Raw genomic sequence first — 12,391 nt, 5'->3', positions numbered from 1 at the left:
TTCCGGTCCGGGCTTCCGTCCCGGGCGTCCGGTTCCGCGGGCCGGGCCGTCCGGGTACCCCGTTCGGAAAGGCTTGGTCGCGCGCATGAAGCCACGGCTCACCGTCGTCGTCCCGGTGCACCGCACCGCAGGGCCCCCGCGGCACACCGAGGAGTGCCTGGAGTCGGTCGCGGCGCAGACCTCGGCCGCGCTGGATGTGGTGATGGTGGACGGCGGGCCGGAGGCGGACGGGCCGGGAGCCGCGCTGGCCCGCCGCTTCACCGCCCGCGATCCGCGCTTCCGGCTGGTCCGCGCCGCCGGGGCGGGCCCGGGTGCGGCCCGGAACGCCGGGGCCCGGCACGCCTACCCGGACACGCCGTACCTCGCCTTCCCTGGGCCCGACGACGTCCTGCTGCCGCGCGCGTACGAGGAGCTGACGGCGCTGCTCGACGCGTCCGGCGCGGATCTGGCGACCGGCGGTGCGCAGGTGCTCGGGCCGGACGGGCGGCCCGCGGCGCGGCAGCCGGCCGCCCGGACCGGCGCGTCACGCACCCACATCGCCGAGGACCGGACGCTGCTGTCGGACACGCCCGCGGCCAACAAGGTGTTCCGGCGCGCCTTCTGGGACCGCCACCGCCTGGCCTTTCCCGAGGGCACCACCTGCGACGACGCGGCGCTGACGCTGCCCGCCCACTTCCTCGCCGACGCCGTGGACGTGCTGCGCGCGCCCGTCTGCCGGCTGCGGACACCGGGCGACGGGGACCGGCCGCCGCTCGGCGTACGGGCGGTCGCCGAGCGGTTCGCGGCGCTCGGCCGGACCGCGGAGTTCCTGGCCGACCCGGAGCGCACCCGCGGGGTGCCCTGCCGCGCGGAGTACGACCGGGCGCAGCTCACCGAGGGGCTGGACGACCTCGTCGCGGCGGTTCCCGACGCCGGTCCCGAGGTCCTCGACGCGTTCTTGGAGCACGCCCGCGCCTACCTCGCCGGTGTCGATCCGCGGCTGCTCGCCGCGCTGCCGGTGCAGACACGGATGCGCTGGTACCTCGTCCGGACCGGGCCGCCGGAGGATCTGCTGCGGCTGCTGGCGTACCAGCGGCGGCAGGCGACGGCGTTCCTGGTGACGGGGGTGCCGCTGCGCCGCCGGGCCGCGCTGCCGCTGGACCCGCCGCTGCGGCTGCCGTCCGCCGTCACCCGGCTGGGCCGCGACGACTTCCCCCTGCGGGCACACCTCCAGGAGGCCCTCTGGCGGGACGACCTGCTGTTCCTGCGGGGTTACGCCTATCTCCGCAACCTCGGCGCACCGCACCGGCACAGCTATCTGGGGACGTTGACGCTGGCGCAGGGGCGGCGCCGGATCGTGCTGCCGCTGCGGCCCGCGGAGTCGGCCGCGGCGACCGCCGAATCCGGCCAGGACCTGCACTGTTACGACTGGTCGGGCTTCACGGCGGTGCTCGATCCGCAGCGGCTGCGGCGGCTCGGCCGGTGGCCGGACGGCGACTGGCGGGTGACCGTCACCCGCACCGCGGCGGGCGTGGTGCGCACCGCCGGACTACGCCCGCCGGAGTCCGGCTCCGGCACCTCGCCGCGCACCCACGACACCGGGGAAGGCGTACGCGTCACCCCCCGGTACGTGGACGGACTGCTGCGGCTGACCGTCGAACGGATCGGGTACCGGCTGACCGCCCGGGAGGCGACCGGCGGCGCACTGCGCCTGACGGTCGCCGCCCCGCCCGGCGCCGCCACCCCCACCGCGCTGCGGCTGACCGATACGGAGAGCGGCACGGTGGTGTCCTTCCCGGCACGGCCGCCGGAGGGGGAGCCCGCGCACGGCGGGGAGCCCGCGCACGGCGGGGATCCCGCCCCGGGCGGGGAGCCGGAGCCCGCGCCTGGCAAGGCGCACGCGGCGAACGGGGAGCCGAGGCCCGCACCCGGCACGGAGCCCGCGCCGAACGGGAAGCCGGAGCCCGCACCCGGCACGGAGCCCGCGCCGAACGGGAAGCCGGAGCCCGCACCCGGCACGGCGCACGCGCCGAACGGGAAGCCGGGGCCCCACGAGGAACCTGTGGCTGAGACCGGTGGGGAGCCCGGGCCCCCGAACCCCGTTCCGCCGCCTCCCTGGAAGCCCCGCCGTCCGGCTCCCGGTCACACCGTCCGGATCCTGCCCGGCGCGCTCGCGGCGGCCCGCCCCGCCCCGGACGGCGCGAGCGGCGCCACCGGGGGCGACGCACCCCACGGCAGCGCCACCGGCGCACCCCGCTCCGGCGCACCCGTAAGCGCCGCACCCGCCACCGGGGACGCGCCCGGAAGCAGCGCCCCCCGCTCCGCCACCTGGACCGCCGCCCTCGTCCTCCCCGGCGGGGCCACCGCGCCCATCGCCTGTTCGCCCGCGCTGGCACCGCTCGCGCTCGCGCCGGTGCGCGGACGGCAACTGATCGCCGCGGCCACCGCCGCCGGACATCTGGTGGTGCACGACCGGGTCCCGCAGCCGTACGCGGACCGCGTCGTGTGGCGGATCGACGGCACCCTGCTGCTGGCCGGGACGCTGCCCGCCGCCGCGCCGCCCGCCACCGAGCTGGTGCTCGCCCACACCGCGCACGCCGCCGAGTGGGCCTTCCCCGCCACCCACGACGGCGAGCGGTTCCACTGCGCGCTGCCGCTGGCCGCCCTGCCCTCGCCCGGCGGACCGCTGCCGCTGCCCGCCGGACGCTGGGCGCTGCGGCTGCGGGCGGCGGGCTCGGCCGCGCCGGACGTACCGGTCCGCTTCGCGCCGTCCGTCCTCGACGGGCTGCCCGCCTCCCGGGCGGTCCGCGGCAAACCGTTCACCCTCGACCGGCGCGACCACGACGAGGCGTTCCTGGCCGCCGGGGCGACGCTGCCGGTCACCGACCGGGGACCGTACCGGCGGCGGGTGCTGCGCGAGACGCACTACCCGCTGCACCGCGGGCGGCCGCTGCGCGACACCGTCCTCTACAGCAGCTTCGGCGGCCGCGCCTACGGCGACTCGCCGCGCGCCGTCCACGAGGAGCTGGTGCGCCGGGGCTCCGACGCGGAGCACCTGTGGGCGGTACGCGACGGGCAGACCGCCGTACCGGACACCGCGCGCGCCGTCGTCGTGGGCAGCGCCGAGTGGCACGGCGCGCTGGCGCACAGCCGCTGGGTGGTCGCCAACACCCCGCTGCCGGGCTTCTTCCGCCGCCGGCAGGGCCAGCTCGTCGTCCAGACCTGGCACGGGACGCCGCTGAAGCGGATCGGGGCGGACGCGCCGGGCGGCCGCGGGCCGTCGGACCCGGAGGCGGCCCGCCAGTGGAGCGTGCTGCTGTCGCCCAACGCGCACAGCACGCCCGTCCTGCGCCGGGCGCTCGGCTTCCCCGGGGAGCCGCTGGAGAGCGGGCTGCCGCGCACCGACGCGTTCTTCGCACCGGACCGCGCCGCACGCGCCGCCGCGGTCCGCGCCCGGCTCGGCGTCGACGACGGCCGCACCGTCGTCCTGTACGCCCCGACCGTCCGCGGCCACCTCGCCTACGACCGCCGCCACCACCGGCTGCACCTGCCGCTGGACCTGGACGCCGCGCGGCGGGCGCTCGGCGACGACCACGCGCTGCTGGTCCGCGGGCACCCGCTGGTCGCCGACCGGCTCCCGGCCCGGCACGCGCCCTTCGCGGTCGACGTCACCGCGTACCCGGACGCCACCGAGCTGCTGCTCGCCGCGGATGTGCTGGTCACCGACTACTCGGCGCTCGCCGCCGACTTCGCCGACACCGGCCGCCCGATGCTCTTCCTCACCCCCGACCTGCCGTACTACCGCGACACGCTGCGCGGGTTCACCGTGGACTTCGAGGCGGTGGCGCCGGGCCCGCAGCTCACCGCCACCGGTGAGCTGATCGACGCGCTGCGCGATCTGCCCGCGGTCGTCCGGGCGAGCGCCGGGGCGTACCGGCGCTTCCGGGAGACGTTCTGCCACCGCGACGACGGGGCGGCCGCGGCGCGCGTCGCGGAGGTGCTGCTGCGGTGAGCGCAGATGTCCGGCGGTGGTCGGGCCGATGAAGGTTCGGCGGACATCGGCATCGGGCGGCGGCCGCGTCGTTACATCTGGTACGGGCGTGGCCCGCGGCCAAGCACCCGCCAACGCGGAATGTCGTATCCGTTAACGGACGGCAATGACACGGAAAACCACGGCGGCGGGCGCAACCGCGGGGCGGGAATCCCCCTCTGAAGCAGAGACAGGGGAGACCGGAGCCCGCCGCGCAAAGAGATGCCGTCGACACGGAATGTAGATGTAGTGACTGTGAAAGAAGCCCTAGAGCCATCGCCGGGGCCCATCCTCACTCCGGCCGCGCAGATCAGCATCATCGTCATCGCCTTCAACGACGTCACCCACGTCGCCGAGGCGGTGCGTTCCGCGCTGGCCCAGGAGACGGACGGCTCGGCCGTCGAGGTGATCGCGGTGGACGACGCCTCCACCGACGGCACCGGCGCCGCACTGGACGCCCTGGCCGACGAGCACCCGCGGCTGCGGGTGGTGCACCGCGCCGAGAACAGCGGCGGCTGCGGCACCCCCCGCAACGACGGGCTGCGCGCCGCCACCGGCCGCTTCGTGATGTTCCTGGACAGCGACGACGTGCTGCCGCCGGGCGCCGCCCCGGCACTGCTGCGCGCCGCGCTCGCCGAGGACGCGCCGGTGGCGTCCGGCGCCTGCGTCCGCCGGGAGCTGCCCGCCCGCCGCGACGTGCCCTGGCAGCCGGCGCTCTACCGCGACCGCGCCGTGCACACCGCGCCGGGCGCCAGCCCCCAGCTCGTGCGCGACACCCTGTGCGTCAACAAGCTCTACGACCGGGCGTTCCTGGCCGAACACGCCATCGCCTTCCCCGAGGGCCGCTTCACCTACGAGGACTTCGTCTTCACCGCCCGGGTCCTGGCCGCCGCGCCACGGATGGTGACGATCCCCGACAGCGTCTACATCTGGCACGTCCGCCGCGCCGCCGCCCGCCAGTCGATCTCCCTGGACCGCAAGGCCGTCAGCAACTGGCAGGCGCGGATCGACGCGCACCGCGACAGCGTGGCGATCCTGCGCGACTCCGGCCGCGCGGAGCTGGCGCGGGCCGCGCGGACCAAGTTCCTCGACCACGACCTGCGGATGTACCTGCGCGAACTGCACACCCGCGACGCCGCCTACCGCGCCGAGTGGTGGCGGCTGACCCGCGCCTACCTGGACGGTTTCGACGAGGCCGAGCTGCTGGCCGCCCGCGCCCCCGCCCGCTGGCTGGCCCGGGTGGTGCTGGCCTCGCCCGAGCCGCCCGCCGACCTGGACCGGCTGACCCAGCTCGCCGCCCGGCCCGGCCGGCTGCTGCCGCCGTACGCCCGGGACGACGCCGGACGCCCGGTCTGGTCGCCCGAACTGCCCCAGGTCGAACTGGACGCACTGGACTCCAAGCCCACCCACCGGCTGCCGGTGACCATCGACGCGGAGCCGGTCATCGGCCGCCGCGGGGTGCTGCGGCTGCGGGTGCACGACATGTACGGGCGGCTCGCCGAAGCCGGTCCGGTCTCCGTCGACATCGAGTGGCGGCGGCGCGCCGACGACCGGCGCGGCCCGGTGCAGACCGCCGCGCTGACGCCGGGACCCACGGAGACCTGGACCGCCGAGGTCGCCATGGACCTCACGGCCCTCGCCGACCACGGTCCGGCCCCCGACGGCGGACCGGTGGCCTGGGACCTGATGACGCGGGTGCAGTGCACCGACGGAACCGGCTTCCGTGCCTCGCTGCGCGCGAGCGGCCCGGGGCTGCGCCGCCGGGTCCTGCCCAGCCGCCGCCACGCCGTCCTGCTGGTCCAGCCGTACGCGACGACCGGCGGGGCGCTGGCGGTACGGATCGCGGCCGGGGTGCGCAGCGTGTGGCGGATCGCGGCGGCCCGGCTGCGCCGCCGCTGAACTCACCCGGACTCCCCCACCTCCAACCCTAGGATGGGCGCATGACTTACTTGATCACGGGCGGTGCCGGCTACATCGGCTCCCACGTCGTACGGGCCCTGCGGCAGTCCGCCGAGGCGCCGCGGGTGGTCGTCCTGGACGACCTGACGACGGGCGTCGCCGCCCGGCTGCCCGAGGACGTGCCGCTGATCGTCGGCTCGACCCTGGACCGGGCGCTGCTGGATCGCACCATCGCCGAGCACGGCGTGACGGACGTGGTGCACCTGGCGGCGAAGAAGCAGGTCGGCGAGTCGGTGGAGATGCCGCTGCACTACTACCGGGAGAACGTCCACGGGCTCCAGACGCTGCTGGAGGCGATGGCCGCCGGCGGCGTGGGCCGCCTGGTGTTCTCCTCGTCCGCCGCGGTGTACGGCATGCCGGACGTCGACCTCGTCACCGAGGACACGCCGTGCGTGCCGATCAACCCGTACGGCGAGACGAAGCTCGTCGGGGAGTGGATGGTCCGCGCGGCGGGCAAGGCGCACGGCATCAGCACCGCCTGCCTGCGGTACTTCAACGTCGCGGGCGCGGCCACCCCGGAGCTGGCCGACACCGGCGTCTTCAACATCGTGCCGATGGTCTTCGAGAAGCTCACCGAGGGCGCCGCGCCGCGGATCTTCGGCGACGACTACGACACCCCGGACGGCACCTGCATCCGCGACTACATCCACGTCGCGGACCTCGCCGACGCGCATGTGGTGGCCGCGCACAAGCTCGCCGAGCACGGCCCGGTGCGGGATCTGACGCTCAACATCGGCCGCGGTGAGGGCGTGTCGGTGCGCGAGATGGTCGACCTGATCACGGAGCTGACCGGGCACACCGGGGTCACCGCCGAGGTCACGCCGCGGCGCCCCGGCGACCCGGCGCGGGTGGTCGCCTCCGCCGACAAGACCGCCGCCGAGCTGGGCTGGAAGGCGCACCACGACGTCCGCGAGATGATCACGTCGGCGTGGGCCGGGTGGCAGCACCACCACCCCGAGGCGCGCTGAGACCCGCTTTTCACGCGAAAGGCGCCCCGCACCGGAAGTCCGGTGCGGGGCGTCTTCGTCGTACCGGGTCAGCGCTCCAGGAAGGCGAAGAGGTCTTCCCAGCGCCGGGTGATGCGGTCGGTGGAGTAGCGGCGGACGTTCTCCCGGGCGGTGGTGCCGAGCCGGTCGCGCAGCTCCTGGTCGGTCAGGAGGCTCTCCAGGTGGGCGGCGAGTTCGTTGATGTTGCCGGGGCGGGCCAGCAGCCCGTCCTCGCCGTCGCTGACGATCTCGTGGACGCCGGGCGCGCAGTCGAACGCCACACACGGCACCGCCGCCGCCATCGCCTCCATCAGCGACAGCGGGAAGCCCTCGGCGCGGGAGGACTGGGCGAAGACGGAGGCGCCGCGCAGCGCCTCCGGCACATCGTCGGTGCGGCCCATGAACTCCACCGACCGCTCCAGGCCCAGCGCCTCACGCTGCTTGAGCAGCAGTTCCTCGTCCTCGCCCGAGCCGTAGATCCGCAGCAGCCAGTCCGGGTGGCGGGGGGCGAGCAGCGCCCAGGTGTCGAGGAGCAGGTCGACGCCCTTCTCGTCGGAGAGCCGCCCGATGCTGGCGACGACCTTCTCCGTACGGGCCGAGGGGACGTCCGGCATGACGGGCAGCGGGTTCGGCATGAAGTCGGCGTTGTCCATACCGGCGCGGATCCACTGGTCGGCGTCCTCGCGGGTGAGGGCGAGGAGCCGGTCGACGTCCGCGTAGTACCGCTTGACGCGGGCGAAGCGGGAGGAGGCGCGGCAGGCGGCGAACGACTCGTGGGTCATGCCGATCACCGGCATCCCGGCGGTGTCGGCGAGCGTCACCCACTCCATGGCCCACACCTGGGCGCAGATGACGATGCCGCCGGGCCGGGCGGTGGCGAAGCGGGCGGAGAGCCGGTCGGCCGCCTCCCGCATCCCCGTGTCCCGGGCCGCGCGGCGGCGCCGCTCGGCGAGGTTGAGCCGGCCCTTGACGCCGCGCGCCGAGGCGACCTTCGGCGGGTGCTCGGTGTAGAGGGTCTCGGTGGGGTAGGGCAGGTCACCGAGGGTGGCGCGGTGCTCGGCCGGGGCCGGGACGATGCCGATGACGTGCGGCCGGTGGCCGCGCTCCGCGAAGAGCCGGGCCATCTGGTGGGTCCAGGTGGTCACCCCGCCCAGCTCATCGGTGCTGTTGCAGACGAAGTAGATGTCGCGGCCGGTCACTTGGCGTCTCCTTCGCGCTCCGCGGTGCCGAAGAACCGGTCGACGACGCGGCGGGCCGCGTCCCCCCGGTCGTACTCGCCGTAGGTGGCGGTGAACCGATGCCGGGCCTCGCGGTGTTCGGCGTCCGCGGACTTGAGGTGGTCGAGGGCGTCGAAGAGCGCGTCCTCGGTCTCGACGAACGGGCCGGGCGCGGTGGCCTTGAGGTCGAAGTAGGTGCCGCGGGCCTCGTTGGCGTACTCGTCGTAGTCGTACGCGTAGAAGACCATCGGCCGGTCGAGGAGGGCGTAGTCGAACATCACCGAGGAGTAGTCGGTGATGAGGGCGTCGGACAGCTCCATCAGCGGGGTGATGTCGTGGTGGCCGGTGACGTCGATGACGGTGCCGCGGACGGACGGCGGCAGGACGACGTGGTTGAGGTAGTGCGAGCGGATCAGCAGCACGTACCGGTCGCCGAAGCGGGTGGCGAACTCGTCGACGTCGAAGGGCAGCTCGAAGCCCTTGACCTTGCCGTCCGGGGCGGCGCGGAAGGTCGGGGCGTAGAGCAGGACCGTCTTGTCGGCGGGGATGCCCAGCTCCTCGGCGAGCGGGCCGCGGGCGCGGGCGGCGGAGCCCTCCTCGGCGCGGCGGGCGGCGACCAGCGCGTCGTTGCGCGGGTAGCCGGTGCGCAGCAGCACCTCGGGGCGGAGCCGGAAGGCGCGGGCGAGGGTGCGTTCGTCGTGCTCGGAGCGGAGCAGGAAGTGGTCGAAGCGGTCGAGGACCTGCTGGTAGGCGTCCTTCGCGGCGCGCGGCTGGAGCCGCAGCCGGGGCTCGTCGAAGCCCATCCGCTTGAGCGCCGAGCCGTGCCAGGTCTGGATGTACGTGGTCTCGGGCCGCTTGGTGAGCTTGAGCGGGAAGCCCTGGTTGTCGATCCAGAACTCCGCCTGGGCCAGCGCCCGCAGGTACGGCCAGCTCCAGCGCTTGACGAGGGTGGCGTCCTCGGGGAAGCCGTCGGGCTTCTTCCCGGCGTAGCTCCACACCGCCTCGAATTCGACGCCCTGGCGGCGCATCTCCTCGTAGATCGCGCGGGGGCTGTCGCTGTACTGCTTGCCGAGGTGGCTCTCGAAGACGACGAGGCCCTTGCGGACCGGGAGCTTGCTGAACGCCTCGTGGTACACGCGGAGTTTGGTCTCGCCGGAGCTGAGTTCCCGCTTGGCCTTGCGGGCCTTGCGGATACCGGTCTTGGCGAGTGCGGCGGCGGGGCTGCGCAGCGCCTCGCCGAGCAGCTTCTGGGTGGAGCGAGTGGCGCGGCTCTCGGCGCGCAGCACGAAGGTGAGGTGGCCGCGCTTGGAGGGGGCGGGCTCGATGCGGTCGGAGACCAGGCGGGTCAGCCGGGGGCGGACGCGCAGCGCGTGCGCGGTGTCGAGGTCGACGCCGCCGACGGTCAGCCGGGTGCGGGTGATCTCGCCGTCGGCGTCGAGGATCAGCCGGACGTCCCAGACCGCGTCGATCACGCCGAGCGGACGCAGCCGCCGGGCGAGGTCCAGCTCCGCGTCCCAGAGGACCTGGTCGCCGTCGAGCCGCAGACCGCGCAGCGGGAAGGAGAAGGTCTGCAGGCTGCGGCGGCGGGCCTTCAGCTCGATCCGGCCGCGCAGCCGGGTGGCGGGGGTCAGCGCGCCGAGCGGGTTCACGACGGCACCGGACAGTTCGACGGTGCCGAGTCCGTCGTCGGAGTAGCCGGTGAGCTGGTTGCGGAGGAAGAGCTTGCCGATCGGGCGGGTGTGGTACCCGGCGTCGGTGACGTCGAGGACGCGGCGGCCCTCGGGGTCGTCGAGGTGGCGGTCGGTCCAGTAGACGCGGCCGTCGCGCTCGGTGAGCGGGGTGGAGAGCTTGTCGCGGTTGATGAGGGTGTCGACCGCGGGCATCAGCGCCGCCCAGTCCTCCTTGGCGAGGAGGTAGGCGCAGATGGCCTGTATCGGCTGCACGCGCTCGTACGCCTCGGGGGCGATCCCGGCGAGATAGCCGTTGGCCATTTCGGCGAATTCGCGGCGGTAGCCCTCGTCGAGCAGCGGCAGATCCCGCAGATGCAGGACGAGGTCGTGCTTGAGGAATTTGACGTCCTTGTGGAACTTCAGGTCGTCCAGGCCCTCGGCGGCGAGGAGTTCGTCGACGCGCCGGTGGATTTCCATGCGGTGCGCGAAGTTCGCGATTTCATGGCGCCGGTTGCTGATCGATTTCGTGGCCGCCTTCTCGAAGACGTTCCAGAAATAGACGTGGTTGGGGATCAGCGTGATACGGCGGGCGGCGACATACGCCTGCGCGGAGAAGAGCAGATCCTCGTAGTGGATACCGACGGGGAATTCCAGTCCGGCCTCGCGGAGGAATTCCCGGCGGTAGCACTTGTTGGTCGACAGGGTGTCGAAGACCAGCAGGTCGGGGAGTTCGGAGATCGATTCGAGGGTGCGGGTGCGGGCGTAGAGCCACGGGTACCACTCGACGGTCTTCTTGGTGCGGGTGTCGGCGTGGACCCGTACGCACATGCCGGAGACGAGGTCGGCGCCGGTGCGCTCGGCGGCGTCGAGCATGTTCCGGCAGGCGTTGGGCTCCAGGACGTCGTCGCTGTCGAGGAACATCACGTACGTGCCGCGGGCGTGCGCGACGCCGTGGTTGCGCGGGGCGCCGCAGCCGCCGCTGTTCTCCGGTAGCTGGAGCGCGCGGACCTTGCCGGGGTGCGCCGCGGCCAGCTCCTGGGCGACGGCGAACGATCTGTCCGTGCTGCAGTCGTCGACGATGACCACTTCGACACCGTGCAGCGTCTGGTCCACGGCGGACCGGACGGCGGTCGGCAGTCGTTCTGCGTCGTTGTAGACGATCACGACTACGGAGACGTCAGGCACGGGCACCCCTATCCTCTGTTTCCTTTTCCGGACGAGCCATCAAAACTACCGCGCCGGGCCGCTCACGCCGTGGCACAGGGGACGGGCAACGGCGGTGATTCCTACGGTTATTCGTACGCCGGGCCACCCGTCCGTGGCATGCCCCCTCGCGGGGATCACCCGCCGATGACACGCCCGGCGGGCGGGCGCGCGGCGCTCCGGACGCCCGGCACCTTTCCTGTGTAGAGGCACCGGGCCCCCGCACGGTTCCGCCGCCCGCCGTGAGGTGGCCCACGCGCACAGCGGGGCGTACGGGCATCATCGCCGCCGAGGGGGACGAACCGGCCGGGGCGTTCCGGGCGGCCGCGCCGGGACGCGCCGGGCGCGGGCCCCGCCGTCCGGCGCCTGCGACGCGAACGGGCCGGCGGCCCCGCCGTCCGCGCGTACCGCGCACCGGCCGCGGGCCGCTTCGTCCGGCCGGTCCGCCCGGCGCGAGCGCCGTGCCCGGACGGCTACCGCCCCGCACCGAGCGCCCCCGTCACCGCGTCCGCCAGTTCGTCCAGGTAGCCGTCGGGCAGTTCGTCGCGGGCGACCACCAGGCGCCAGTACAGCGGGCCGGTCATCAGGTCCAGCGCCAGCCGGCCGTCGGCGCGGGCGGGCAGTTCGCCGCGGTCGACCGCGCGGGCCACCATCGCCGCCGCCATGCCCTCCTGGCTGTCGTGGAGCGCGGCCTTCAGCGCGTCCGCCAGCTCCGGGCTGCGGGCCGCCTCGGCCAGCAGGTCCGGGATGATCTGCGAGGCCATCGGGTGGCGCAGGGCCCGCGCGGCGACCTCCAGCAGCATCCGGACATCGCCGCGGAGGGTGCCGGTGTCGGGCGTCGGCAGCCCCTCGGCGGCGAGCGCGGAGACCACGTCGAGGACGAGGTGGAGTTTGGAGCGCCAGCGCCGGTAGACGGCCGTCTTGCCGACCCCGGCGCGCCGGGCGATGCCCTCGATGGACATCCGGGCGAACCCCACCGCGGCCAGCTCCGCGAAGACCGCGGCCCGGATCGCGGCGGTCTTGTCCTCCCGCAGCACGGCGGCGCCGGCCGGGGCCCGGCGTGCCGTGGCGGACGCGTGGTCGCTGCCGTTCTTTGCCATGGCTTGAGCATAGCGTCACGACGCTACGGTTGCGTCTCGACGTCGACTCGTCCTAGTCTCACTCCGACGTCACGACGAAACGGTCCCGTTCCGACGCAAGCGCCGCGGTCCGCCGTACACCGAGCCCGTACCGCACCCAGCCCTGGCCCCGGACCGCCCGTCTCCCCCGACCTCCGCCGTCCGCCCCGCGCGTCCCGTGCGGCGCCGGACCCCGTCGCCCCTCGGTGCGCACCGGACCCGTTCCGCG

6 protein-coding genes are annotated in these 12,391 nt (G+C 74.6%); 3 read left to right on the top strand and 3 right to left on the bottom strand.

Translation table 11 applies throughout. The annotated features are described in order from the left end of the window. Positions 1 to 85: 85 nt before the first annotated feature. The 3 genes from ACGH2B_RS17760 to galE all read left to right on the top strand — a co-directional run bounded on the left by ACGH2B_RS17760 (position 86) and on the right by galE (position 6,936). On the top strand, positions 86 to 3,991 hold the full coding sequence (locus ACGH2B_RS17760) for a CDP-glycerol glycerophosphotransferase family protein (protein ID WP_399090218.1): 3,906 nt from the start codon (positions 86 to 88) through the stop codon (positions 3,989 to 3,991). Positions 3,992 to 4,264: 273 nt separating this feature from the next. Then, complete coding sequence (locus ACGH2B_RS17755) at positions 4,265 to 5,908, top strand: glycosyltransferase family 2 protein (protein WP_399090215.1); 1,644 nt, start codon at positions 4,265 to 4,267, stop codon at positions 5,906 to 5,908. A 41-nt stretch (positions 5,909 to 5,949) separates the two neighbouring features. Continuing rightward, positions 5,950 to 6,936: a UDP-glucose 4-epimerase GalE gene (gene galE / locus ACGH2B_RS17750; RefSeq protein WP_399090212.1), complete on the top strand. Its 987-nt coding sequence runs from the start codon at positions 5,950 to 5,952 to the stop codon at positions 6,934 to 6,936. Positions 6,937 to 7,004: 68 nt separating this feature from the next. On the opposite strand, the gene ACGH2B_RS17745 is transcribed toward galE, so the two are convergent. From ACGH2B_RS17745 to ACGH2B_RS17735, 3 genes are all read right to left on the bottom strand, one after another. Continuing rightward, a complete protein-coding gene (locus ACGH2B_RS17745) occupies positions 7,005 to 8,153 on the bottom strand; it encodes a glycosyltransferase (protein WP_399090209.1) in 1,149 nt (382 codons plus the stop codon). After that, positions 8,150 to 11,032, bottom strand: a complete 2,883-nt coding sequence (locus tag ACGH2B_RS17740) for a CDP-glycerol glycerophosphotransferase family protein (protein WP_399090206.1) — start codon at positions 11,030 to 11,032, stop codon at positions 8,150 to 8,152. Before ACGH2B_RS17740 ends, ACGH2B_RS17745 begins: the two co-directional genes overlap by 4 nt. A 485-nt stretch (positions 11,033 to 11,517) precedes the next feature. After that, entirely contained in the window at positions 11,518 to 12,144 is a 627-nt protein-coding gene (locus ACGH2B_RS17735; RefSeq protein WP_399090203.1) for a TetR/AcrR family transcriptional regulator, read from the bottom strand. Positions 12,145 to 12,391 lie beyond the last annotated feature (247 nt).

Source organism: Streptomyces sp. BBFR2 (assembly GCF_044497305.1).
In the GTDB taxonomy this organism is placed as follows: Bacteria; Actinomycetota; Actinomycetes; order Streptomycetales; family Streptomycetaceae; genus Streptomyces.
Note: the sequence above shows the minus strand (reverse complement) of the source record. Positions and strands in the feature narration are given on the sequence as shown.